The organism is Selenomonadales bacterium 4137-cl (genome assembly GCA_032334055.1).
GTDB classification, from domain to species: domain Bacteria; phylum Bacillota; class Negativicutes; order Sporomusales; family UBA7701; genus Anaeroselena; species Anaeroselena agilis.
The window spans coordinates 2,416,900-2,442,116 of sequence record JAUOZS010000001.1; the positions used below are offsets into that span (position 1 = coordinate 2,416,900).

The 25,217-nt window shown below is 61.5% G+C and carries 24 protein-coding genes; 7 read left to right on the plus strand and 17 right to left on the minus strand.

Going from position 1 to position 25,217, the window contains the following annotated elements; translation table 11 throughout:
* The first annotated feature begins 7 nt into the window (after positions 1-7).
* The 4 genes from flgK to Q4T40_12750 are packed head-to-tail and all read left to right on the plus strand — an operon-like array spanning position 8 to position 5,260.
* On the plus strand, positions 8-1,558 hold the full coding sequence (gene flgK, locus Q4T40_12735; GenBank protein MDT8902114.1) for a flagellar hook-associated protein FlgK: 1,551 nt from the start codon (positions 8-10) through the stop codon (positions 1,556-1,558).
* Between the two features lie 17 nt (positions 1,559-1,575).
* The gene (gene flgL, locus Q4T40_12740; GenBank protein ID MDT8902115.1) at positions 1,576-2,889 is read left to right on the plus strand and encodes a flagellar hook-associated protein FlgL; all 1,314 of its coding nucleotides are present in this window, start codon (positions 1,576-1,578) and stop codon (positions 2,887-2,889) included.
* A 32-nt stretch (positions 2,890-2,921) separates the two neighbouring features.
* Complete coding sequence (fliD, locus tag Q4T40_12745) at positions 2,922-4,844, plus strand: flagellar filament capping protein FliD (protein MDT8902116.1); 1,923 nt, start codon at positions 2,922-2,924, stop codon at positions 4,842-4,844.
* A gap of 5 nt (positions 4,845-4,849) precedes the next feature.
* The gene (locus tag Q4T40_12750; GenBank protein MDT8902117.1) at positions 4,850-5,260 is read left to right on the plus strand and encodes a hypothetical protein; all 411 of its coding nucleotides are present in this window, start codon (positions 4,850-4,852) and stop codon (positions 5,258-5,260) included.
* Between the two features lie 55 nt (positions 5,261-5,315).
* On the opposite strand, the gene Q4T40_12755 is transcribed toward Q4T40_12750, so the two are convergent.
* From Q4T40_12755 to pstC, 5 genes are all read right to left on the minus strand, one after another.
* Positions 5,316-6,545 carry a flagellin gene (locus tag Q4T40_12755; GenBank protein ID MDT8902118.1) on the minus strand — a complete coding sequence of 410 codons (1,230 nt, stop codon included), beginning with the start codon at positions 6,543-6,545 and terminating at the stop codon, positions 5,316-5,318.
* Between the two features lie 224 nt (positions 6,546-6,769).
* Positions 6,770-7,456, minus strand: a complete 687-nt coding sequence (locus tag Q4T40_12760; GenBank protein MDT8902119.1) for a response regulator transcription factor — start codon at positions 7,454-7,456, stop codon at positions 6,770-6,772.
* Between the two features lie 407 nt (positions 7,457-7,863).
* Entirely contained in the window at positions 7,864-9,126 is a 1,263-nt protein-coding gene (locus Q4T40_12765; GenBank protein MDT8902120.1) for an Nramp family divalent metal transporter, read from the minus strand.
* A gap of 176 nt (positions 9,127-9,302) precedes the next feature.
* Positions 9,303-10,163: a phosphate ABC transporter permease PstA gene (pstA, locus tag Q4T40_12770; protein MDT8902121.1), complete on the minus strand. Its 861-nt coding sequence runs from the start codon at positions 10,161-10,163 to the stop codon at positions 9,303-9,305.
* A gap of 55 nt (positions 10,164-10,218) precedes the next feature.
* Positions 10,219-11,112 (minus strand): phosphate ABC transporter permease subunit PstC, encoded by an 894-nt coding sequence (gene pstC, locus Q4T40_12775; GenBank protein MDT8902122.1) that lies wholly within the window; start codon positions 11,110-11,112, stop codon positions 10,219-10,221.
* A gap of 250 nt (positions 11,113-11,362) precedes the next feature.
* Between pstC and Q4T40_12780 the strand changes: the two genes are divergently transcribed.
* Together Q4T40_12780 and Q4T40_12785 are read left to right on the plus strand one after the other, a co-directional pair.
* Positions 11,363-11,701: a YtrH family sporulation protein gene (locus Q4T40_12780; protein ID MDT8902123.1), complete on the plus strand. Its 339-nt coding sequence runs from the start codon at positions 11,363-11,365 to the stop codon at positions 11,699-11,701.
* Entirely contained in the window at positions 11,689-12,159 is a 471-nt protein-coding gene (locus Q4T40_12785; GenBank protein ID MDT8902124.1) for a hypothetical protein, read from the plus strand. Before Q4T40_12780 ends, Q4T40_12785 begins: the two co-directional genes overlap by 13 nt.
* A 130-nt stretch (positions 12,160-12,289) precedes the next feature.
* On the opposite strand, the gene Q4T40_12790 is transcribed toward Q4T40_12785, so the two are convergent.
* Positions 12,290-13,147, minus strand: a complete 858-nt coding sequence (locus Q4T40_12790) for a phosphate ABC transporter substrate-binding protein (protein ID MDT8902125.1) — start codon at positions 13,145-13,147, stop codon at positions 12,290-12,292.
* A 185-nt stretch (positions 13,148-13,332) separates the two neighbouring features.
* Between Q4T40_12790 and Q4T40_12795 the strand changes: the two genes are divergently transcribed.
* Positions 13,333-15,114 (plus strand): ATP-binding protein, encoded by a 1,782-nt coding sequence (locus Q4T40_12795; protein MDT8902126.1) that lies wholly within the window; start codon positions 13,333-13,335, stop codon positions 15,112-15,114.
* Between the two features lie 91 nt (positions 15,115-15,205).
* Here Q4T40_12795 and Q4T40_12800 read toward each other — a convergent pair whose 3' ends face one another.
* The 11 genes from Q4T40_12800 to nifB all read right to left on the minus strand — a co-directional run bounded on the left by Q4T40_12800 (position 15,206) and on the right by nifB (position 25,211).
* A complete protein-coding gene (locus Q4T40_12800; GenBank protein MDT8902127.1) occupies positions 15,206-16,060 on the minus strand; it encodes an IS3 family transposase in 855 nt (284 codons plus the stop codon).
* Positions 16,061-16,458: 398 nt separating this feature from the next.
* Entirely contained in the window at positions 16,459-17,109 is a 651-nt protein-coding gene (gene phoU, locus Q4T40_12805) for a phosphate signaling complex protein PhoU (GenBank protein MDT8902128.1), read from the minus strand.
* A 16-nt stretch (positions 17,110-17,125) separates the two neighbouring features.
* Positions 17,126-17,881 (minus strand): phosphate ABC transporter ATP-binding protein PstB, encoded by a 756-nt coding sequence (pstB, locus tag Q4T40_12810; GenBank protein MDT8902129.1) that lies wholly within the window; start codon positions 17,879-17,881, stop codon positions 17,126-17,128.
* Between the two features lie 184 nt (positions 17,882-18,065).
* A complete protein-coding gene (locus Q4T40_12815; protein MDT8902130.1) occupies positions 18,066-18,902 on the minus strand; it encodes an Mrp/NBP35 family ATP-binding protein in 837 nt (278 codons plus the stop codon).
* Between the two features lie 191 nt (positions 18,903-19,093).
* Positions 19,094-19,525: a DUF134 domain-containing protein gene (locus tag Q4T40_12820; protein ID MDT8902131.1), complete on the minus strand. Its 432-nt coding sequence runs from the start codon at positions 19,523-19,525 to the stop codon at positions 19,094-19,096.
* Positions 19,526-19,703: 178 nt separating this feature from the next.
* Positions 19,704-20,996, minus strand: a complete 1,293-nt coding sequence (locus Q4T40_12825) for an L-serine ammonia-lyase, iron-sulfur-dependent, subunit alpha (GenBank protein ID MDT8902132.1) — start codon at positions 20,994-20,996, stop codon at positions 19,704-19,706.
* 215 nt (positions 20,997-21,211) lie between these two features.
* Positions 21,212-21,658, minus strand: a complete 447-nt coding sequence (locus Q4T40_12830; protein ID MDT8902133.1) for a CGGC domain-containing protein — start codon at positions 21,656-21,658, stop codon at positions 21,212-21,214.
* 185 nt (positions 21,659-21,843) lie between these two features.
* A complete protein-coding gene (gene nifV / locus Q4T40_12835; GenBank protein MDT8902134.1) occupies positions 21,844-22,980 on the minus strand; it encodes a homocitrate synthase in 1,137 nt (378 codons plus the stop codon).
* Positions 22,940-23,617 (minus strand): Fe-only nitrogenase accessory AnfO family protein, encoded by a 678-nt coding sequence (locus tag Q4T40_12840; GenBank protein MDT8902135.1) that lies wholly within the window; start codon positions 23,615-23,617, stop codon positions 22,940-22,942. Before Q4T40_12840 ends, nifV begins: the two co-directional genes overlap by 41 nt.
* Before the next feature lie 21 nt (positions 23,618-23,638).
* Positions 23,639-23,947 (minus strand): 2Fe-2S ferredoxin, encoded by a 309-nt coding sequence (locus Q4T40_12845; protein ID MDT8902136.1) that lies wholly within the window; start codon positions 23,945-23,947, stop codon positions 23,639-23,641.
* 13 nt (positions 23,948-23,960) lie between these two features.
* The gene (nifB, locus tag Q4T40_12850; protein MDT8902137.1) at positions 23,961-25,211 is read right to left on the minus strand and encodes a nitrogenase cofactor biosynthesis protein NifB; all 1,251 of its coding nucleotides are present in this window, start codon (positions 25,209-25,211) and stop codon (positions 23,961-23,963) included.
* Positions 25,212-25,217 lie beyond the last annotated feature (6 nt).

Consider the following 25,217-nt stretch of genomic DNA (forward strand, 5'->3'; position numbering starts at 1 on the left):
AAGGAAGATGGCCTCAACCTTCGGGGGCGTAAGGATCGCCGACCGCGGCCTGTCTGCGAGCCAGATAGCCCTGGCGACGACCACCAACAATATCAGCAACGTCAATACCACCGGCTATTCGCGGCAGACCGTCAACCAGATAGCGGTCGGCCCGGCCGCGGTTTACAGCCGCAGCACCGTCGGCAACGGGACGGAGGTCACTTCGGTGACCAGGGTCAATAGTTTCCGCCTCGATCAGAAATACTGGACGGAAAACAGTTCACTGGGCTATTACGGGACTACGGCCGATTACCTGGGTCAGATCGAGGTCTACCTGGACACCTCGGCCACCGATACGTCCTTCAGCGATATGCTGAGCAATTTTTACTCCGCGCTGGAGGCGCTGGCGACCGACAACAGCGCGGCGGCCCGGACCACCGTCCTGGAGTACGGCCAGGAGATCTGCGCCTACTTCAACGAAGCGGCCGAAGCGCTGACCGAGCTGCGCAGCGAGGTGAATCTCGAGGTCAAGACGGCGGTGGAGCAGGTCAATTCCTACGCCGGCCAGATCGCCGAGCTGAACCAGCGGATCACGGTGGCGGCCACTTCCGGCGCCGCCACCAACGAGCTGGAGGACAGGCGGGATCTGCTTATCGACGAACTCTCCAAGCTGACCGACATCAGCGTAACCGCCTCGACGGTGTACACCGCCGGCGACGGCACGACCACCTCCACATACACCGTAACGCTCAAGGGCTCGACGCTGGTCAGCGGCACCACCGCCCGCAAGCTGGAGTGCTATACCATCACCGACGGCAGCGCGCAGGACGGCATGTACGGCCTTCGCTGGACCGACAGCGGCACGGAGCTTTCCGCCGGAGACAGCGGCACGCTCGCGGCGTATCTCGATATCCGCGACGGGACGGGCGAAAACGGCGATTATAAAGGTATTCTGTACTATATGGACCAGTTGAACGATTTCGCGCGGACGTTCGCCGAAGCTTTCAACGAAGGCGTGTACGCCGACGGGACCCGGTATTACGCCGGCCACGCCGGCGGCTACGGCCTCGACGGCACCACCGGCACCCGCTTCTTCACGTACGGCTCCGCGACGTCGGCGGATATCGAGAGCGCGCTCGCGTCCGGCCTGACTTTGGATGATATATACGCCAACGTCTCGGCCGCCAATATTTCGCTGACGACGGACGTCACGGAGGATGTGAACAAAATTGCCGCCTCCTCTAGCGCGACCGACGCCGACGGCAACAACGAGAACGCCAACGACCTGATCGAAATCTGCCAGGATACGCGGATGTTCGGCCCCGGCTCGCCGGTGGACTGCTATGATTCGATCATCGCCACCCTCGGCACGGAAAACGCTTACGCGTCGCGGCAGAGCAGCCGGCAGAGCAGCCTGGTGGCGTACATCGACGATTGCCGTTCCTCGGTGTCCGGGGTATCGACCAACGAGGAGACGGCCTATCTGACGAAGTACCAGGAGGCTTACGCCGCCTCGGCCCAGGCGCTGACCACCTGGAGCGAGGTTCTGGCGACCACCGTCAACATGGTGTCAGATTGAGGAAGGGGTGAGATTGGATGCGCATAACCAACAACATGATGGTGACGAGCACCATCAGGAACATCAACGCCGCGGCCAGCCGCCTGAACGAGGCCTCGGAGCGGGTCTCGACCGAGCTGAAGATCTCGCTGCCGTCCGACGATCCGGTGGTGGCCACCAAGACGATCAAGTACCGCGATTATGTGGCCAAGATCGAGCAATATCAGAGCAACGCCAGTGCGGCCGATTCCTGGATGAGCACGACGGACGACGCGCTGAGCGAGCTCTACGATTACGTCGCCGCCGTCAAGGACGACATCTCCAAGGCGTGCACCGCCGAGGCGACCACGAGCGACTGGGCCGATATCAAGGAGGAGGTCATGGCTTACCTGGAGGGGATCGTCCAGGTTGTGAACGCCGATTACGGCGGCCGCTACATCTTCGGCGGCTTCAGCGTCAGCGAGGCGCCGTACGAGTTGGTGGAGCGGATGGCGACGAATATCAGCTCCGCCGCCTACGATACCGGGGACTTCAGCCTGGCGGGCGATCTCGCCGCAGGCAGCTACACGATGACGGTAACCGAGTCCGGCGGCACTTACACGGTTACGATGACCGACGGCACGAACACGTACACAGGGACGACCGATTCGAGCACCGGAACGGTCGAGCTGAAAACCGCCGACGGCCAGGTGATGGCTACGCTGACCGCGCCGGCGGGCGGCCTTGCGTCCGCCAGTTTCACCTTTGACGCGACCGAGTGCGTGGCGGTGAAGTACAAGGGCCAATACCTGAGCACGGTACTGGCGGACACGGTCGATGCCGCGACGATGCAGGCGATGTACTCCGGCAATACTTATGTCGACAGCGGCAGCGACCAGTCGATCAAATACAACCTCGGCTACGGCGCCGACGTGACCGTCAACACCGAAGGCCAGGATGTCGTCGGCGACAGCGCCGCCAACCTGTTCAACACCCTGACCAAGCTGCTGCTGGCGCTGAGCGCGGACGGCACCACCGGCGGCGCCACCTATCAGAGCTACGACACCGGGACCGATACGGTCACGACGGGCACGATCGGCACTACCGACGAGCTGCTCGACGACATAAACGCGGATATCGAACGGCTGACGACCGCGCAGGCCAGCCTGGGCGCGCGGGAAACGTACGTGGCCAACGTCAGCGACCGATTGGCGAACGATTATACCAATTACACTACCCTGCTAAGCGACACCATCGATGTCGACGTGAGCGAGGCGCTGATCGAGCAGACCACCGCGGAGACGGTTTACGAGGCGGCGCTGTCGGTGGGGGCGAAGGCCATCAGCAAGACGCTGGTGGATTACACGGCCTAGGAAAGTCCGGTTAACGCAAGGAGGCGAAGGAAATGTCCAGCAGCATCACCACGACGACCATCAACGGTACGACGCGGATCACCGGCTTGGCTTCCGGCATCGACGTGGACTCGATCGTCGAGCAGTTGATGGCGGCCGAGAAGGAGAAGAAGCTTAATAAGCTCCAGCAGAAGGAGCAGCTGGCGACCTGGCGGCAGGAGGCCTACCGGGAGATAATCAGCGACCTCCAGACTTTCACCAACAAGTATTTCAGCCTTACGTCGTCAAGCAGCCTGCTGAGCAGCAAGAACTTCAACCAGTTCACCGTCAGCTCGTCGAGCAGCGCCGTGACGGCAAGCTACACCAGCGCGGCCAGCGCGGGCAGCCACACCGTCACGGTCAGCCAGTTGGCAACAAAGGCCACCCTGGCGAGCGGCGCCAGCCTATCCGCCGACGTGCAGGGCAGCGCGGCCGCCGATTATTCCGACCTCAGCGGCAAAAGCGTCGTTTTAACGGTGGACGGCACCGAGTACACCGTCAGCCTGGACGACGTGACCGACCTCGCTTCGCTGCAGAGCGCCGTGGACGACGCCGTCGGCGAGGGCAAGGTGACGGTCGCGACCACCACTAACGACAGCGGCGCGAGCGTGCTGACGATCACCGCCGCCGACAGCGGCGTGCAGGAAATCGCCGTAAGTTCCCCCGATGCGGGCGACAGCGGGCTGTCCGCCCTCGGATTCGTCGCTGCCGACGGCGCCGTGCTCGCCAACCGCCTGACAACGTCGACGGCGACGCTGGAGGATGTCGCCGCTTACCTGGGGATTACCTTCAACAGCACCGACGGCATCGAGCTGACTGTCAACGGCACCAGCTTCAGCTTCGACAAGAGCACTACCGTCGATGAGCTGATCGACGAGATCAACGCCGCCGACTGCGGGGCGACGATCGAGTACGACCAGACTTCCGGCAAGCTGGTCATGACCGCCGCTACTACCGGCGCCGGCAATAAGCTGACGGTGGCCGAGGGGACGGGCAGCGATTTTCTGGCGAAGGCGCTGAGCGTGGCGACCGCCGGCAAGGACGCCAAGCTGACGGTCGACGGGCAGGCGATGACCCGCAGCACCAACACCGTCACCGCCGACGGCGTGACCTACACCCTGAACGCCACCACCGACGAGGACGCGACTGTCAGCCTGATCCAGGACACGGACGCCGTCTACGACCTCGTCAGCAGCTTTGTGGAGGACTACAACGCGCTGATCGCGACGATCACCGCCGAAATCACCGCGGACTACGACGCCGATTATCCGCCGCTTACCGACGACCAGAAGGCGGAGATGACCGACGAGGAGATCGAAAATTGGGAAGCCCAGGCCAAGACCGGGCTGCTCGAGGACGATTCGCTGCTGCGCTCGATGCTGAGCGAGCTGCGCTCGGCGGTGACCGACTCCATCTCGGGCGTGTCGACTTCCATTTTCGCCATCGGCATCGACACCGGCAGCTATGACGAGAACGGCAAGCTCTACATCGACGAAGACGCCCTCAAGGAGGCGCTGCAGAGCGACCCGGACGAGATCGTGAAGCTGTTTACCCAGCAGTCGTCCAGCTACTCGGGAACGGCCACGGTGCGCAAGCTGACGTCGGCCCAACTGTCGACCCGCTATAAGGAGGAAGGAGTCGCATACCGTTTTTACGACGTGCTGGCCAAGTACACTTCGACCGTCCGCGACAGCAGCGGCAGCAAGGGGCTGCTGCTCGAAAAGGCCGGCGTGGAAAATGACTCGTCCGACACCGCCAACTCGCTGAGCGAGCTGATCGAGGACTACCAGACCGCGCTCGCCGACGAGGAGGACCGGCTGGACGACTACGAGGAGCGGCTGTATTCGAAGTACACCACGCTGGAAACGTACATCAGCAATATGAACGCCCAGTTGACGGCGCTTCAATCATACCTTTCATCTTCGACGGGGAGTTGATAACGATGGGCAGGGACGAAACGCTCGACTGCCTGGCAAAAAAGACGGCCCTTCTGGAAAAGATCGCCGCTAACACCGAGAAGCAGCGCCTGCTGGTCGCCAAGCGGGAGATGCGCGGCCTGCGCCGCCTGCTGCGCGAGCGGGGCGCGCTGATCGACGAGCTGGCCGCCGTCAACGGGCTGCTCGACGCCGGCGCCGCCTGGCGGCAGCCGTTCGCCGACGAATTCCGGGCCGTCGAGAGTAAGCAGCGGGAGCTGCTGGGCGCCTGCGACCGGGTGCTGCAGGAGGCGCTGGCCGAGCGGGCGCGGATCGCGGCCGAGATCAACAACAGCCGGCTGATGCGGCAGGTGAAGAACCGCTACATCCACCGCTGGCAGATCATGGCTTGGGGCAATTGCCTGAACGTGAAAGGATAACGGATGCATGATAAAAGGGCCCTTGCGATTGCAAGGGCCCTTTTGCGCCTAGACGTTACTGGAGGAGCGTCAGTACCTGCTGGGGCTGCTGATTGGCCTGGGCCAGCATGGCGGTGGCCGCCTGGGTGATAACGCTCAGCTTGGTGTAGTTGGCCATCTCGGACGCCATGTCGACGTCGCGAATGCGCGATTCGGCGGCGGTCAGGTTTTCGCTGGTGGTGGTCAGGTTGTTGATGGTGTGCTCCAGCCTGTTCTGGATGGCGCCGAGCTTGGAACGGGCTGAGGTTACCGTCGCGGTGGCGGTGTCGATAACCTTGAGGGCGACGTTGGCGGCCCCGTAGCTGTCGACCTTGAGGCCCTCGACACCCAGCGAGCTGGCGTCCATGGTTTCGATGTTGATGCTGATGCTCTGGCCGGTGTTGGCGCCGATGAGCACGGACGCCGAGCCGTCGCTGCAGACATCCTTGGCGGCGGTCGTCTGGGTGAAGGACGACAGCGCGTTGGTGGCGGCGGTTTTGGTTTCGCCGTCGGAGTTGGCGACGGTGACCGTCAGGCCGTAGACGGCTCCGGTGGTGCCGGCGGCCGCGGCGGTGGCGATCAGCTGGTTGTCGGCGTTCATGCTGAAGGTGAAGTTGGTGTCGTCGATGTCCTCAAGGGCTACGCCTGCCGCGACCGTGGTCGTGGCGGTGACGAGCGAGCCGTTCATCATGTAGCTGACGGTGACGGTGTCGCCGGCGACGATGCCGAGCGAGTTGCCGTCGGCGTCGGTGAGGGTGGTGAGATCGGCGGCTACGGTCGTAGTAGTTGCGAGTTCCTCGTTGGTCGAGACGTTGGCGACGGCGGTGGCGTTGGCTTCGGCCATCGAGCCGTCGAGCAACTTCTTGGTGTTGAACTCGGTGGTGTCGGCGATGCGGTTGATCTCCTCCACCAGGGCGTCGATCTCGCTCTGGATGCTTTCCCGGTCGGCGTCGGTGTTGGTGTCGCTGGCCGACTGGGCGGCGAGTTCGCGCATACGTTGGAGGATTTCGGTGGTTTCCTCGAGGGCGCCTTCCGCCGTCTGCACGAGCGAGATGGCGTTCTGGGCGTTGGAGCTGGCCTGGTCGAGGCCGCGAATCTGGCCGCGCATCTTTTCGGAGATCGCCAGTCCGGCGGCGTCGTCGGCGGCGCTGTTGATGGCGTAGCCGGACGAGAGTTTCTGCAGCGACTTGTTCATCGCCGTGCTGTTGAGGTTGAGCTGGTTGTAGGTGTTCAGCGCCGAGAGATTGTGATTGATGACCATACCCATTTGTTATTCCTCCTTGAAAATATGCTCGGGCATCCTTGCCCGGCCGGTTATGGGGATACCCGAGGCCCTCCGGGGAATCGGGCCTCCGTACGGAAACGTCCTCCTTTCGCCGTCTTCTGTCCGTATGTTCGCGCGCCAATGTTTAGCATTTGTTTAGTAATCCAACGGCGGAGAAAAATTTTAAAACCCCGGCGAAAATGCCGGGGTTGTGGAGATATGCCGGTTTAGTTGGCGACACGGGCGGCTTCGCCGCTTTTCTGCAGGTAGTAGCCCACGCCGCGCACCGTCTTGAGGTGGGAGGTGCCGAGCTTTTTGCGCAAGTTATGCACATAGAGGTTGACGGTGGTGAAATCCGTTTCGGCGTTATAGCCCCAGACCTGCTGGACGATCCTTTCCTTGGTGACGACCCGCCCATGGTTGCGGATGAGCAGTTCGAGCAGACGCGCTTCCTTGAAGGTGAGATGGATCACCTGGCCGTTTTTGACCACTTGGCCGCGCTGCGGGTCGAAGACCAGGTCGCCGGCGGTCAGCACGTGTTCCTGCAGTTCTTTATTCCGCCGGCGGCCGAGCGCGCGTATCCTTGCCAGCAGTTCGACGTTGAAAAACGGTTTCACGACATAGTCGTCGGCGCCGGCGTTGAGGCCTTCGGCCCGGTCCTCGGGGGAGTCCTTGGCGGTCAGGAACAGGACCGGAGTCTCGTAGCCAAGGCTGCGAAACTCCCGGAGCAGGGACAACCCATCCTTGCTCGGCAGCATCCGGTCGAGGATGATGATGTCGTACGCTTCGGTACAGGCCATTTCGATGCCTGTTTCGCCGTCCTGGGCGGTGTCCACCACGAAGCCGTTCTTCTTGAACAGGTGGCACAACGCGTCGGCCAGTCTGCTTTCGTCTTCCACGAGCAGCAGTTTCATCTACATCGTCCTTAAAGCCACAACCGTGTGTTGTATTATCCCTCCATGGAATCAATTATTTTTTCGGCGGCCAATGTTAAGGAAATGTTTAGTTTTCCGACGGTCTTGCGGGGAACTTAAAAGAATGAAATAATCGCCGCTAACGGGCAATTGCCCGGCAGGCCCTATTTTACCAGCCTTTTCTTGGATATCGCTTGTTTTTGTCGTATTTTGGCCATTTTTTTGCGGGTCGCGGCCGCACACTGTATAAAAAAAAGCCCGTCCACGGCACTGGACGGGGAGGTCGTATAAAAACAACCCAACATCGCATCAATATGTTCGGCCGCCAATGTTAAGAGTTTGTTTAATAAACGGCCGCGCCGGAAATATTTTTCCGGCGCGGCGGCGAGTATCCCGACGGCAGCGGCTTACGACAGGGTATCGATGAGCAGCATGATGTTGAGCGCCGTGACGATGACGCCGATGAGCACGAGTACAGCCCGTTGGAAACGGGAATTGGCGTATTTACCCATGACGGCGGCGGAGGACGTGAGGTAGACCTGCAGGAATATCGTCCAGGGCAGCTGGATGCTAAGCGCGACCTGCGAATAGATGAGCGCCCGGAAGGCGTCGTCGATGAACAGCAGGACGGCGAGCGCCAGGCCGTAGGTCAGCGCGACCCCCGTCCAGGAATGCCGGTCTTTGATGTCGTATGGTTCCCGGAACATGCCGGCGAAGATGCTGCCGCCGGCCATGCCGGCGGTGGTCGTCGAGGCGATGCCGGCGAACAGCAGCGCGACCGCGAACACCACCGCCGCCCCCTTCCCCATCAGCGGCTGGAGCATGTACTGGGCCTGCTGTAGTTCTTCGACCGGCACCCGGTGGGCGAAAAAGACGGCGGCGGCGACGAGGATCATGGCGCTGTTGATCGCCCAGCCGATTCCCATCGACAGCAGGGTGTCGAGAAATTCGTATTTCAGTTGTTTTTTGATCGTCGCTTCATCCTCCAGGTTCCACTGGCGACTCTGGATGACCTCGGAATGCAGGAACAGGTTGTGAGGCATGACCACCGCTCCCAGTACGCCCATCACTACCGCGAGCGAGCCAGTCGGGATGGCCGGCGCTACCCAGCCCGCGGCCGCCTGCGGCCAGTCGAGCCGGACCAGACTGAGTTCGTACAGGAAGGATACGCCGATTATGGAGACGAAGCCGATGATCATTTTTTCGAGCCTTTGGTATGAGTTGGACCACAGCAGCCAGGCGCACAGCAGCGCCGTCATCACCGCCGCGAGCTTTACGGGGATGCCGAACAGCATGTTGAGCGCGATGGCCCCGCCAAGGATTTCCGCCATGGCGGTGGCGACGGCGGCGGCCACGGCCGACAGCAGGACGGAGCGGGACACCCAGGGCCGCAGGTGGACGCTGGCGGCCTCGGACAGGCAGAGACCGGTGACGATCCCGAGGTGGGCGGCGTTGTGCTGCAGGATGATGAGCATGATCGTGGAGAGGGTGACCATCCACAGCAGCACGTACCCGTAACCCGCGCCGGCGGCCATGTTGGTCGCCCAGTTGCCGGGGTCGATGAAGCCGACGGTGACGAGTATGCCCGGGCCGATGTAACGCAGGATGCGCCGGGCCTGCAGGCTGATTTCGTGCCGGTTGTTGAAGTAAGCTGCCAGCGTTTTGCGCAAGTCCTTTTCCTCGCTTATTAAGGTGTTTAATTTATAAATATTCTCCGCTAAATCCTTTTATCCCTCTATTCCAGAGCTTGCGGCCAAAGGAGTGACCGCCGCGGCAGATGCAAGCGAACCGGAGGAAAAAATACGGCGCGCCGGCCCCAAAAGGCGGCGCGCCGTGCGAAGCGCGGTTAACTGTTGGTCCCGCTCAGTCTGCGCTGCAGCAGCCGGCCGAGGATGGTGAACACCATGTTGAATATGAGGATGGTGATGACGAGGAGGGCGCCGATGCCGTTGGCGATCTCGATCCGGTCGGGCACCAGGCCGACGGCCATGACGTACCACATGTGGACGGCGAGCGTCTCGCCAGCGGCGAGAAGGTTGGGGTCGGGCAGCACGCGCGACACCGTCGTGCCGGCGGTGAAGATGAGGATGGCCGATTCGCCCAGCGCCCGGCCGGCGGTCAGCGTGAGGCCGGTGATCATTCCCGGCAGGGCGGTGGGCAGCACCACCCGCCAGATGGTCTGCCATTTGGTGGCCCCCAGGGCGAGGCTGGCTTCGCGGTACTGGGCGGGAACGGTCCTGATGGCTTCCTCGGTGACCCTTACGATCACGGGGATGTTGAGCAGCGACAGGGTGAGCGCTCCGCCGATGATGCTGAAGCCCAGACCAAGGGTGTTGACGAAGATGATCATGCCGAACAGGCCGAGGACGATCGAGGGAACGGTGGCCAGGCTTTCGGTGCTGAGGCGGATGAGGTCGGTCAGCTTGCTGTGGCCGGCGTACTCGGCCAGGTAGATGCCGGCGCCGACGGCCACGGGGATGGAGAAGAGCATCGACAGGAAGAGGATGTAGAAGGAATTGAACAGCTGCGGGCCTACGCCGCCGCCGGCCCGGACGTCGGTCGACATGCCGGTGACGAAATCCCAGGACAGCACCGGCAGCCCTTTATAGAGAATATAGGAGAGAAAGGCGGCCAGGATGCCGAGAATCACCAGGCCGGCCAGCCACAGGACTATGTCGGCGGCTTGGTCGATCAGTTTGGGGCTGATGAACCGCTTGTCTTTCATCAGCACCGGTTGACGGTCAATCGCTTCAGCGTTCATTTCAGGCCACCCTCCCACCGGCCACCCTGCGGATGACCAGAATCATCGCCAGCGACAGCAGCAGCAGCGCCAGAGCCATGAGGAACAGCGAGTTGCCCCAGGCCGAGCCGAAGGGGGTGTTGCCCATTTCGACGACGATCTCGCTGGTGAGCGTCGAGGTGGGCATGAAGAGGGATTTGGCTATCTGGGGGGTGTTGCCGATGACCATCTGGACGGCCATCGTTTCGCCGACCGCCCTCGCCATGGCAAGGATTATCGAGGTGAGGATGCCGGGCAGGGCGGCCGGCAGAATGACGCCGGTGATCGTCTGCCAGCGGGTGGCCCCGAGGGCGAGCGACCCTTCTTCGAGGGCGCGGGGCACTGAGCGGATGGCGTCTTCGGAGATGCTGATGATCGTCGGCAGGATCATGACCGCCAGGATGGCCGCCGCCGCCATCAGGCCGAAGCCGGTGTTGACGCCGAAGTATACTCTGATGTGGGGAACGAGGATGGTAAGGCCGATGAAGCCGTAGACGACCGAGGGAATGGCGACGTACAGGTCAGTGGCGGGGCGCATTACGGCCCGCAGGCGCGGCGGGGCGATCTTGGCCATGAATATGGCCCCCGCCAGCCCGAGGGGCGCGCCGAGCAGCACGGCGAGGGCTGTTACATAGATCGAGCCGAGGATAAAGCTGAGAGCGCCGAACTGTCCTGCGGGCGGGTCCCATTTACCGGTGAGAAAGAATTCGGCCGGGCCGACCTCCTTGAAGGTCATGAGGCCCTGTTGGCCGACGAAGATGATGATGGCGGCGATGATGACCGTCAGCAGCAGGGCGCTGGCGATGAACAGGTAGCGCATGTAGCGGTCGTAGGCCAGTTTGAGGTTGTGGTTGCCGGCGTGTGCCGTTGTTGCCATTGTCCGTTCTCCCCCAAAGTCGTTGATGTTGTTCATTTTAATTATAAGGATTATCGCGCAGGCGATTGTTAAGGCCGTGTTAATTTTTCGTTAAGTTTGCGCCGGCCGCGATGTTTTGCGGCTTTCAGCCGCGGCCCGGGCAGGCGGCGGGCTAAAAAGGCGGCCGAATTCGCATTAAGAAGACCTTCGGCGTCATATAAATGAAATAGTGCTTTTCCCTGCGCGATTTTCTATCCGGGGCTGGTGGATTATGACGGGGTTCTGGAACACTTTGTTGCTGAATTTTTTCATTTCGTTCGGCATTATAGTGGGAGCTAGCATATTTGCCAGCGTGGCGGCGATCGTCAATAATCATCCGCCGATGAAAACCATGGTTACCGTGGCCGATTCGATGAAGATCTGGGCTGTCGCGGCGGCGCTGGGCGGTACGTTCCAGTCGATCGAGGCGCTGGAGCAGGGGCTTTTCCGCGGGGAGATCAGGTCGATCGTCAAGGAGCTGGTTTATATTGTCGCCGCTCTCGCCGGGGCGAATTCGGGCTTCAGTTTCATCATGCTCCTCAGAAGATGCCACCAATTATGGACAGACTGAGCAGCCGGCGTTACGCCCTGCCGGTCTGCCTGCTCGCCGGCCTGTTCAGCGGGTTTCTGCTCGGCGCGATCCTTGTCGCGGCTCTTCTGGGTTACCGGCTGGACGAATCGCTGCAGCGGATAAGCTCCCTGCAGGCGGCGGTGAATGAAAAGGACGCTCGGCTGGCGAAGCTAGAAGAATCGGTCAACAAGCGGAAATATATCCTCCGCCGGGTCGAGGTGGTTCTTAGTTTCAGCGGCGACGAAATGGAAAAAACGGCGCTGGATAAATATATAAAAAGCCGCTACAGCGGCCTGGTGGGCAAGGAGGTAGGCTCGATCGACGCCGAGTTGGCGGCGGAGGTGGTCGACAACCGGGTGGTGCGGATCAATAACCGCGATTACAGGCTTACCGTCGGTAAGATCGTCGTCGCGGATGTATTGAAGATCTGGGTCGCCGTCGCCCTCGTGCCCGCTTGACCGGGCCTGCTCCGGCGACCGGCATGCCAGGCCGGGACAGGCGGTCGAAACGCGGCCGATTATTGCTTGGAAAAAAACCGCAAAGGCGGCGGCGCCAGAGGCGCCGCCGCCTTTATTTATTACTTCTACATTACTTGGCCATTTTGGTGACCGGGACGAAGCCTTTATTTTCGGCGTACTTCTCCTGGAACTCCTTGCTGGTGGCGTATTCGATGAAGGCTTTCACGGCGCCGGTCGGCTGACCTTTGGTGAACATGCGGCCGAAGGTGTAGACGGGATATTTGCCGCTGGTGACGTTGTCGATCGAGAATTTGACGCCGTTAAACGCCAGCCCTTTTACCGTCTTGTCGACATAGGCGGCGTCGACGTAGCCGATGGCGCCGGGGGTCGAGGCGATGGCGGCCCGCACCGCGCCGTTGGAGTCCTGGATGACGGCGTTGTCGGTGAAGGACGCGCTCTTCATGACGACTTGCTGAATGGTGGCGCGGGAGCCGGACGACTTGGCGCGGTGGATGATGGTGATAGCCTGGTCTTTGCCGCCGACTTCCTTCCAGTTGGTGATCTTGCCGCTGAAGATGCCTACGTATTGGTCGGGGGTGAGGCTGTCGACGGTGACGCCGGGGTTGACGATGAAGACGAAGGGAATGCCGACAAGCTTGTGCTCTACGAGGCCGGCGCTCTTGAGGCTGTCCTGCAGGCCGACGTCGGAGTTGCCGATGTTGACCGATCCAGCGGCCACCTGGTTCTGGCCGGTGAACGAGCCGCCGCCGGCGATATTTACGGTGACTTTGGCGTTAGCCTTCTGGAACTCTTCCTGAGCCAGCTTGAGCAGGGGCAGCAGCGCCGTGGAGCCCGAGGCGGTGACGGTACCCTGGATTTCGGCCGCCTTCTTGGGCTGCTCGGATTTGCTCTGGCCGCAGCCGGCCAGCAAGGCGAGGCTGAGGCTAAGTACTAGAATGGCGGCCAGAAGTTTGGAAACTTTTTTCATGATTACCCTCCTAGATTTTTGATAGGTATGTCTTCTCCTAAATTATAACGCGCCTCATACGGGGCTTGTGTTAAGGCTGTGTTAACATTGTGTTAAAGTTCGACAGGCTATTTTTTTCGCCGCCCCGGGCTGTTATGATGGTATTATAAGCAGTGAGCAAGCTTTCTTATTTGGGAGGTAACCAGATGTTTTCGTCAGGCATCCGCAACCGCCTTATCGCTTCCTTCCTGCTGCTGGTCGGCGTCACGCTTCTGGCTCTCGGCAGCTATGTCCTGTGGTTTTTTCACGATTATAACACCGAGCGGCTGAAAGGCAATCTGCTCATCGAGGCGAAGATCAGCGAGCAGCTTCTCCTGCCTTATATGAAGGGCCCGCGGGAGAAGGCTTCCATAGAAGAGCTTATCCGGGAGCTTGTCACTAAGGTGGATCACCGCATCACGGTCATCGACAACAACGGCGTGGTGCTGGCCGATTCGTGGGAGAACCCGGCGGTGATGGAGAATCACCGGCAGCGCCCCGAGGTGATCGATGCTATCGCCGAAGGCCAGGGAGACGTTATCCGCTACAGTTCGACGATCGGCGAAAACTTTCTCTATGTGGCCATCCCGATGCGCGACGGCGCGGAAACCGTCGGCGTTGTCCGCGTAGCGGCCACGCTGGCGCACGTTGAAGCCGCCTTTGGCCGCATCAGGACGGTGCTGCTGCTGGCCTTCTTCGTGACGTCGCTGTTCGCCGTGCTGGTCAGTTTCCGCCTGGCCCGCAAGTACACCGCTCCTCTGGAAACGATAACCAAGGTAGCCCGCCATATGGGTCAGGGGCATCTGAACCGGCGCGTCCATATCCGCACCGGCGACGAGATCGAGGTCCTCGCCCACACCCTCAACAATCTGGCTGCCAGCCTCGACGACAAGATCAACGAGATCGTAGCCGAAAAACGCAAGCTAGAATTGATTCTGGAGAATATGGACAACGCCGTCGTGCTTCTCGACCGTTACGGGCAGGTGACGGACGTCAACCGGCAGGCTGCCGTCATTTTCGGGATAACGCCGGCGATGCTCGGCCAGCACAATATCCAGGTCATCGGCCACAGCGCCCTGGAGCAGGCTGTACGGCAGACGGTCGACGAGGGGCGGAGCCGCCACATCGACCTTAAGACCAATTTCGCCGATGTGAAGCGCGTTTTCCAGGTTTTTCTCGCCCCCATCCTTAATACCGACAATGAGCCCGCCGGCGTGCTGTGCGTTTTCCACGACATCACCGCCCTGAAGGAAATCGAGGAGCGGCAGGCCGACTTTGTCGCCAACGCCTCCCATGAGCTGGGAACGCCGCTCACCGCCATCAAGGGTTTCGCCGAGACGCTGCTGGATGGGGCGCTGTCCGATCCCAAGCTGAGCGTGAAGTTCATCACCATCATCCAGGAGGAGGCCGACCGGATGCACCGCCTGGTGAAGGAGCTGATGCAGCTCGCCCGTCTTAATTCGGCCGAGTACCGGCAGCAGGTGAGGCTTGAGCCGACCGACGTCGCGGCGGTGGCCGAGACGGTCATCGGCCAGCTATACCCCCAGTGGCGCGCCAAGGGACTCAACGTCGCGCTGGCGCCGGGCGACGGGCCGGTGCGGGCAATGGCCAATCCCGACTGGCTGACCCAGGTGCTGGTCAATCTGCTCGATAACAGCATTAAGTTCACCCCGTCCGGTGGCCGGGTGACAGTTGCCTGCGCCCAGGACGCCGGGAGCGCCGTCATCACGGTCGAGGATACAGGCGTCGGCATCCCGGCGGCCGATCTGCCGCTTATTTTCGACCGCTTCTACCGGGTGGATAAGGCCCGGGTCCGCGAGGGCGGCGGCAGCGGTCTCGGCCTGTCGATCGTCAAGTTCATCGTGGACACGCTGGGCGGGACGATCGCCGTGAAAAGCAAGGCCGGCGAGGGAACGACGTTCACCATCACCCTGCCGCTGGCCGAATAACGGCCGGATGCGGAAAAGCCCTTACGCGCGCATGCACTGAACCCCGGCCAATGGACACAGATAAAAAGCCCTATCGTAGGATTAGATGAGATTACGCAAACTGGCGTCGTTTTTCGAGCGGCGTCAGTTTTGTTTTGAGTTGAATACGCTCGTGGTTGTAGAAAAAAATGTAGTTATCAATAAGCTGACGCGCCTGATCGACCGTCTTTGGCTTATGCCGCCGGATACACTCGGTCTTAAGGATGCTGAAGAAGTTTTCTGCCGGCGCGTTGTCATAGCAGTTTCCCCGCCTTGACATGGACGGAGTAATGCCGTAATTTTGAGTTAGGGTGAAATATGCCTGGGAAGTGTATTGAAACCCCTGGTCACTGTGGAGGTGCAACTCTGCAGTGACCGCTTCTTTTGCCTTGGCTTGCCGAACGGTTCGCAGAACCAGGTTGACCGACTGCTCGGTTCCAGTCTGGTAGGCGACAATACTGTTGTCAAACAGGTCGCGAATCATGGATAGATACAAGGTTCCCTGCGGCGTCTGGATATAGGAAACATCCGTTACCCATTTCTGATTAGGTTTGATGGCTGTGAAATCGCGGCCGAGGATATTCGGATACCGGTGCAGTTGACCGCTCATCTGCCGGTACTTTTTTCTGCGCCGGATTTGCGCCAGCAACCCGTACTTGTTCATGATGCGCAGCACCGCCTTATGGTTTTTCTTAATGCCTCGCCTCTCAAGCCATATCCCCACACGCCTATAACCGTAAGTTCCATTAGTCTGCCGCTGGCATTTTTGAATCAAGGCGGCCAACTTCTCCTCGGCGGATGACCGGTCTTTCCGTTTGAGATACGCGTAGTAGCCGCTTCTTGATACCTCAAAGAAATTACACATGACCGCAACCGGATGCTTGCCGGCATTTTGCGCTATGGCTATGTACTTAACCTGTGCTCTCACATCCTTCCAGCAGCGTGAAGAAAAGACCGGTATAGTTCCACTTCTCTTTCAAGTTCCCGTATCCGCAGCTCCATCGCGTGGTGTGCAGTTATCGGGCTTTTTCTGGGGCGGCCTTTCTTCTTGGGGGATGCCGGAAGGGTGGTCTGTCTCCGATTGTACCGGTTAATCCAGTTCTTGATTTGTACTTTTTCAAGACCCAAGGCATCTGCTATCTCCCGCCTGGTTCTTCCATCTTGTCGCATTTGCAGGATAATCCGCTCAGCCGATTGCATATCTGTCCATTTCCGTGACATACAAAACCTCCTATCGTAGTTATCCTACAACAGGAGGCTTTTTTGCTCAATGTCCGTTTTTTCGGGTTCAGTTCAGCAAGGCGTAAGGGCTTTTATCGTCACTGGCTATTTCTTTCTGAGGCGCTGGCCGGTCACCAGGTATATAACCCATTCGGAGATATTCGTGGCGTGGTCGGCGATCCTCTCCAGGTAGCGGCCGACGAAGATAAGCTGAGTCGCCTGGCCGATCGTCCGCGGGTCCTCCATCATGTAGGTGAGAAGCTCGCGGAATACCTGCTGGTAGAGGTCGTCGACGTCGTTGTCGGCGAGGCAGACTTTTTCAGCGAGGGCGATGTCCATTTTGGTATAGGCTTCGAGCGAGTCGGCAAGCATCTTTTGGGCCATGCGGGCCATGCGGGGGATGTCGACGAGCGGCTTGATCAGCGGCTGGTTGGCCAGCCTTACGGTGACTTTGGCGATATCGAAGGCATGGTCGCCCATCCGTTCGAGGTCGGTGGTTATTTTCAGCCCGGTGCCGACGATCCTGAGGTCGCGGGCCATCGGCTGCTGCCTGGCGATCAGCACCATGCACCGGTCTTCGATGTCCGCCTCCATCTGGTCGATGACGTCGTCGCCAGCGATGACTTTTTTGGCTAGTTCGACATCCTGCCTGGCCAGCGACTGGACGGCGTCCTCGATCGCCTGGCCGACGATTTCGCCCATCCGCAGGATCTCCTGGCGCAGTGATTCCAGCTCTTTTTCGTAAGTCTGGCGCATATCTCTTCCTCCTTTCCTAGCCGAAGCGGCCGGTGATATAGTCCTCGGTGCGTTTGTCCTGCGGGCGCGTGAAGATGGTGTCGGTGTCGCCGCATTCCACCAGTTCGCCGTTCAGGAAAAAGGCCGTTTCGCCGGAAACCCTCGCCGCCTGCTGCATGTTGTGGGTGACAAGGACGATGGTGTATTTCTCTTTGAGGTCGGCGATCAGTTCTTCGATCTTCATCGTCGAGATGGGGTCGAGGGCCGAGCACGGTTCGTCCATGAGCAGCACCTCGGGGTCGACGGCAAGCAGGCGGGCGATGCAGAGGCGCTGCTGCTGGCCGCCCGACAGGCCCATGGCCGACTGTTTCAGACGGTCTTTTACCTCGTCCCACAGGGCGGCGCCGGTGAGGCTTTTCTCGACGATGCCGTCAAGCACGGACCTGCTTTTGATGCCGTGGACCCGCGGCCCGTAGGCGATGTTGTCGTATATCGACATCGGAAAAGGGTTGGGGCGCTGGAAAACCATCCCCACCCTTTTGCGCAGCATGACCACGTCGGTGTCGGGATGATAGACGGCCGCCCCGTCGATCAGTACTTCGCCTTCGATCCTGACGCCCTCGATCAGGTCGTTCATTCTGTTGATGGTCCGCAGGCAGGTGGATTTCCCGCAGCCGGAAGGGCCGATCAGGGCCATGACGCTGTTCTTCCGGACCGCGAAGGACACTTTTTTGAGCGCCTGCGAGTCGCCGTAGTATAGGCTCAGCTTGTTGATGCGGATTTTATCGCTCATCGGCAGTCCTCCCGGTGGATTCTCTCCCCTGACTATACCATTAATCGGCGGAACATTTGTTAACGTTTTGTTAACAGTTTGTAAATTGTTAAGATGCCGCCAGCCTGGGCCGCACGGATTCCCGCCGGCGGTCAGGCGACGGAAAAGCCCGGCGCATTTGCCGGGCTTTGGGTGAGCAAGATGATTATTTGTTTTCCGTAGCACTGTCGAGGTTTTCCTGGATGCGCCGGACGATTTCCTCGAGGCAGCTCTTGGCCGGTCCGTCGGTCTTGATTATGCCGCTGCCGAGGTCGCCCGCTTCGACGACGCCGGGGTCGATCGGGATTTTGCCCAGGAAGGCGATGCCCCACTGTTCGGCGGTTTTCTCGCCGCCGCCGGTCTTGAAGATGTCGTGCCGCACGCCGCACGAGGGGCAGACGAAGCCGGACATGTTCTCGATGATGCCCAGTATCTTGAGGTTGGTCTGCTTGCAGAAGTTGAGCGATTTCCTCACATCGGCGAGGGCGATTTCCTGCGGGGTGGTGATGACGACGGCGCGGCATTCGGGAACCCGCTGGGCGACGGTAAGCGGCTCGTCGCCCGTTCCCGGCGGGCTGTCGATGATGAGGAAATCAAGTTCACCCCAGTCGACGTCGGCCAGTAGCTGCAGGATGACCCCCATCTTGACCGGGCCGCGCCAGATTATCGGTTGGTCGGGGTTGTCGAGGAAGCCCTGGAAGGTGACGACACGGAGGTTGTCGTTTACCTGGAAGGGCTGGATTTTTTCGTTGACGATGTTGATCGGCATGCCTTTGAGGCCGAGCAGGCCGGCGACGCTCGGTCCGTGGATGTCGATGTCCAACAGGCCGACCTTGTGCCCCTTTTCGCTCAGAAGCAAGGCGACGTTCACGGCCGTGGTGCTCTTGCCGACGCCGCCCTTGCCGCTCATGAACATGAGGGTGTGGTTGACGCCGCTGAGAAAACGGCTGATTTTCTCATCCTGGGCTTTGTCCTTGGGGTCCTGGTTCGCACATGCTACCATTTTTCTCACTCTCCCTAAAAAGTTAATAGGCGATGCAGCCAGAGCCAGCCGCGCCGCCTCGTTCTTGGCTTTTTCCCGTTCTCCCGGACGGCGGTGAAGAGCCTGTCCGTGTACTGCAAGCATTTTCGTTGTTTGTGCCGGTCATTCTCCTTTCCATGATTAAGAAATATGTTTCATAATACAGACATTTTTTACTCTTCCCGCTGAACCTGACATGCCTGGCAGCTTGGGCAGGCCATGTCGCGTCCCCGCTGGCCGGTGCCGTAGGGAACAGACCACTGGTGTCCGCAGGCGAGGCACGCAAAGCGCCGCAGCCGATCGTGGTTGGGGTGCTCGAGGCGGAAAGAGCCGCCTTCGATCCTGAGCGCTTTTCCCTGCCACAGGGCGGTGGCGGTTTTTTGCCTGGCTTTGTTGACGATGCGGTGCAGAGTCGGGCGGGAGACGGCCATGCTTTCCGCCGCTTCGCCCATGTCCAGCTGTTCGCAGTCCACCAGCCGGAGGGCTTCCATCTCTTCGAAGGTAAGCACAATTTCGTCGAGCTCCCGCAAGGGTACGCCGACGGGCTTGTAGTGGTCAACAGGCGGTAACTGCCGGATCCTGCGCTCCTTGTGCGGTCTGGCCATGCTTCACCTTTAATGAAATATATTCCGAATAAATCTTACCCCTCCCGCCCGGTTTTGTCAACCCGGCGGATGCCCGCTACCCCCGTTCCTGGCGGCTGGGCGGCTGTTTGCGGGCGAACAGCCCGGGAGCCACGGGGGAAACTTCGGGAACGAGGGTGACCAGCCGGAGGAACGAGGCCTATTCCGGCTTGTCCTGTTTGTTGAGCATGATGTCGAGGATGATTTTGTCCATCTCGAGCGTTCCCTGGTTGCCGATCCGGCAGAGGTTGTCGATGGAATGCACGGGGCTTACCTCGATGATGCCGTCGGTCGGCTTGATCCCCAGGCCCCTTATCGCCAGCAGCGCCGACTGCGCCGCCGCGTTGGTGCAGGTGGCGACTTTCAGGGCGCAGCCCGGTTTGGCGCCGTCGCACAGCATCCCGGTGACGTTGCCCAGCATGTTCTGGATGGCCATTTTGACCGCTACGACGTCGCCGCCTAACAGAAAGGCGATGCCACAGGCCGCGCCGGTGCCCGATACGATAGCGCCGCACAGCGCCGACAGCCGCCCGAATTTCGATTTGATGAAGATCGCGATTAGGTGACTGAGCGTGACGGCCCGCAGGATGGCTTCTTCCGAGGCCTCCTGCCTGGTGCCGAACGCCAGAACGGGGACGGTGGCCGATATTCCCTGATTGCCGCTCCCCGAGTTGCTGACCGCCGGCAGCGGGCAGCCGGCCATCCTGGCGTCGGCGGCCGCGGCGGTCAGCGAGGTGGCGTAGTTGACGATATCGTCGCCTAGAATCTTTTGGGCGACATTATCCTGAATCATCCTCCCCACCTGCAGCCCGTAAGGGTTGCGCAGGCCTTCGGCGGCGATGGCCCCGTTGAGCTCGATGCTGCGCCGGACGACCCCCAGGTCGTCGGCGGGCGCGTTCTGGACGAAATCCCAGATCGAGTCGATGCTGAGGAACGACAGGTCCGCCGCGTTTGCGCCCGGCTGCGGGTCGCCGCCCTCCGCCCGGTTTATCACCTGGCCGTCCACTTCGATGCGTTCCACTTTCGTGTGTTCGTCGGCGATTACCGCCTTGGCGCACGAATCGGCGGTGCGGACGTTGACCTCGATATAGAGCTTTCGGTCGGAGTCCGCGACCTTGACGGTGACGATCCCCCGCTTTACTAGGTCTTCGGCGGCCAGGATGTCCTGCTCGCCGATTCCGGACAGCACTTCGAGAATCTTGGCCGCATCCCCCGCCACGACGCCCAGCGCGGCGGCCATGTCGACCCCGCAGAGCCCGGTGCCGGGAATGGTCACCGACATGGCGTTTTTCACCACGTTGCCGCTGACGTAGACGTCGACGGCCGTCAGCCCGGCGCCGCGGGCATGCGCCCGCGCGAGCGCGGCCGCGTAAGCGACTGCTACCGGTTCGGTGCAGCCGAGCGCGATCTCAAGTTCGTGTTCGAGCAGTTCGATAAATTTCGCGTAGCTCATGACAGCCCCCATTATTCCGCTTTCCGATTATCGACGCGCGCCGCGAGGCGCTGCCGATTCCAGAATATAGTGTAGCAGGTCTGCGGACGGCTTGCCAGTAAATTTTCTGGTAACCCGCGGAACCAGGAACGACAAGGGTTTCGGTCGCCGATTGCGAACCGGGGCTGTGGTACGCCAACAGCGCCGGGGAGTCGCAGGCGGGAGAAAGACCGGGTTCAGTCGTACGCGCGGCGGGTCTGCTCGTCGGCCATGGCAGGCCGGATGTGGTCCTGCCATTCGGGCGTGTTCCAGGTGCCCAGCGCCTGGTGTACGCTGTTGTATTTCTCGGGGATGGGATGGGTGCCGACGACGACTTCAAGCCCGTATCTGCCGGTGATGAAGTCGCGGAAGTAGCTGATATGGGGACAGGGCGGATAGCCGACCACCAGTCCGGTGGCGAGATGGACGACCTGGGCGCCGTTCTTTTTCATTTCCTCGGGCGCGTATTCGATATTGCCGCCAGGGCAGCCGCCGCAGCTGGTGAAGCCGACGATTTCGACCTCTTTGCCTTTGTACCGCGAGAAGGCGCCTTCGCGGTTCTGCAGCGCGCGGAAGCATTTGCCGCCGGCGCAGGATTTGTAGCGGTCGCAAATGACGATAGCGATTTTAACGGGTTCGTTCATTTTTATCTCTCCTTTGCCTCCATGGGCTTGCTTGGTCTTTATTACGAAATATATTTCGTATCAACCACACGGATTCCTGCCTGCGTACTTTGTATACACTGGCGACGCAGGGCAGTAAAAAAGGCTTCGCGTTTTCGCGAAGCCTTTTTCTCTATGATGGGAAAACGGGTGGAGCGCCGGAGTCGTCAACAGGCGAGATGCTCGCGGATGATTGCCGCCAGTTCGCCGTCGGCGACCGGCTCCTTCCGCTGGACCGCCCGCTGCTTGACCGCCGCGGCCACCGGGGCCAGCGCCGCCTCGCTCAGGGGCAGGCCGAGTTCCCGGCTTTTGTGAAGCAGCGCGGCCTTGCCGGAATGCTTGCCGACGACGATCCGCCTCTCCAGCCCGACTTCGGCCGGGTCGAAAGGCTCATACAGGGCGGGGTTTTTGAGGACGCCGTCGGCGTGGATGCCCGATTCGTGATGGAAGATGGCCTGGCCCACCACCGGCTTCGCGGCGGGGATGCCCCTTCCGGACGCGCCGGCCACGTATTGGCAGAGTTGCCGCAGCCCGGCCAGGTTATAGCCGGCGGCAGCGCCGCTGTGGCGCAGGAACATCAGCACCTCCTCCAGCGCGGCGTTGCCGGCCCGTTCCCCCAGGCCGTTGACCGTGACGCTCAGGAAGCGCGCGCCGGCCCGGTGGGCGGCGACGGTGTTGGCGGTGGCCATCCCGAAGTCATTGTGGGCGTGGACTTCGAGCTCGGCTCCCTTGTCGCGGCGCAGACGCTCGATCCGGGCGGCCATCGTCAACGGGTCGAGGATGCCGACCGTGTCGCAGTACCTGACCCGCCGGGCGCCGGCCGCCGTGACCGCGCGAATGTATGTCAGGAGGAAATCCTCGTCGGCGCGCGAGGCGTCCTCCATGCCGACGGAGATATAAAGGCCGTGCTTGCGGGCGAACTCGACCGCCGCGACGGTATTGGCCAGCACCGCCGCCGGCGACGCCCGCAGCTTGTCGCGGATATGGAGGGCGGAAACCGGGCTGGATATCTCGACGGCGTCCACGCCGCAGGCGACGGCGGCGGCGATGTCGGCGGCGGTCGCCCGGCACCAGGCCATGACGCTGGCCTTGAGGCCGGCGGCAGCGATCAGGCCGACCGCCTCGGCCTCCTCGCCGCCCATGGCGGGCGTGCCGGCTTCGATCTGGTCGACCCCGACGTCGTCGAGAAGCCGGGCGATAGCCAGCTTTTCGGCCGGGCCGAAGGCGACTCCCGCCGTCTGCTCGCCATCCCGCAGGGTGGTGTCAACAACATAGACCGCCTTGTCCGGCGAAAGCGTGCCCATCGCCCATCCCTCCCGCTCCGTCTGCCTTGATGATGATTCTGGTCTCCCGCTCGCTGATTTTTTCGCTCGTCCAGGTAAAGGCTCCGGTCGTCAGGTCAAGCTCCAGCCAGGGCGGCAGGTGGTCGCAGACGACCTCCAGGAGGTTGAAGCGCCCCCGGCGGAGGAAGGGCTGCAATACGTGCTTGGTGGTGATGCCGGCGTTCCTGGCCTGGATTTCTTTCAGGGAAATGAAGTAGTGTCCGGGGGCTTTCTCGGTCGGCCCGAGCGGCGCGGCGGCGGGCGCCGGGGCGTTTTTTTCCGCCTTTTCCCGCTCTTCGCCGGCCCATACCTCTTCCAGATAGGCAAGCGGCTCGCCGGACTGCTCCCAGACGTTGAAGCCGGCTTTCTCCAGCTCGTAGTAGGGCATGCCGGTCAGGGAGCGGGCGACGAAGGTGCGGCACTCGCCGAGGAAGGCCAGCAGCGCGGCCATCTGGCGGCGGAGCCCCTTGAGCCCCCCCTCGGCGGTCAGCGTGAAGTCCGTTTCCCGCGCCACCGTCCATGCCTTCTGGCGCCGGCGGTAGACGCGCACCCGTCCCGGTTCGCCGAACGTTCCCGTCAGGCCGTTGTTATCAATGAATACCGCTACCTCGCGCGCCATATCGTCCCCTTCTTTCCTTGGTCAGAGTGCCAGCCGCTCGACGATCTGGCCGCCTTCGATGTGCTTGTCGAGGATTTCCGCCACGTCGTCGGGGGTGACGGAGCCGTACCAGACGTTGCCGGGGTGGATGACGACGATCGGTCCTTTTTCGCAGATGCCGAAACAGCCGGTGTTGGTGACGAAGACCCGGCCGCCCAGTTCCCGCTCCTCGATCTCTTCCAGGAACCCGGCCATGATGTCGACGCCGCCCTTGGTGTGGCAGAAGCCCTTCTGGACGCCGCCAATGCGCGAACTGGTGCAGACGAAGATGTGATAATCGGGTTTTTTCACGGTTTCTCCCCCTTTAGCTGCACTTTTGCTGCTGCAGCGCGGCCACCGCCCGTTCCAGGCCGTGCTCGACGGTGAAGCAGTCTTCGATGCTCATGATGCCGTGGCGACGGAGGCGGTCGGCCGCCTGGCGGCCGATGCGCATCGAGAGGACGGCGTCGCAGTCGGCCAGGATGCCGATCACCGCCTCCTTGTTGTCCTCCTCCCCGCAATCGGCCGGCCCGTCGCAGTATCTGCCGACCCGCCTGGTGCCCGACAGCACGAAGCCCTGGTCGGTCGTCAGATATACGAGGAATTCCTCGGCCTGCCCGAAGTGGAGGTCGACCAAGCGCCCGTGCCTGGAGGCGACGGCGATCCTGTAAGGTCTGGGGACGGGAGGAGCGGGATGCGCGGACTCCGCCCGGCAGCCGCGGCTGAATTCGGCGGAGCGGTCCTCGGCGAGCAGGCCGATGGCGTCGGCCCGGCACTGGCGGCAGTGGCGCATCTGGCGGATGTCCTGCTGGCAGAGGTCGCGCATCGCCGCTACTTCCTTCATGCTCGTCTGGGGCAGGTATTCGAAGGCGCTGCCCGGCGCGGGGATCATCGGCATGATGTTGGTTACGAATACGCCGAGGTCCTTGACGGTCTTGACGACGGCCGGGATGTGCCGGTCGTTGACGCCGCCGATCATGACGATGTTGACCTTGACCAGCACCCCGCCGGCGGTAAGGGCGGCGATGCCGGCGAGCTGCCTGGACAGCAGGAGCTCGGCTCCGGCCCGGCCGGTGTAGGTTTCGCCCTTGTAGGCGACGTGGCGGTAGATGGCGGCGCCGATATCAGGGTCGACGCAGTTGACAGTCACCGTTACGTGGCGAACACCGAGGTCGATGATTTCCCGGGCGTACTCAGGCAGCATCAGCCCGTTGGTCGACAGGCAGAAGATAATTTCGGGGTCGATCGCCCGGACGCGCTCCAATGTTTCGCGGGTCCGGGGCCAGTTGGCCAGGGCGTCGCCCGGTCCGGCGATGCCCACGACGCTAAGGTTGGCGACTTTTTCCCTGACCAGGGCGAATTTGTCGCCCGCGGCCGCCGGCGACAGCACCTCGCTGGTCACCCCGGGCCGGCTTTCGTTGACGCAGTCATATTTGCGGCTGCAGTAGTTGCAGCTTATGTTGCAGGCCGGCGCAACCGGCAGGTGGATGCGGGCGAACTTGTGCTGGGCGTCGGCCGAGTAGCAGGGATGCCGTTCGGCGGCGGCCGCCGGGTCATGGGGACAGGAGCAGCCCATCTGTGG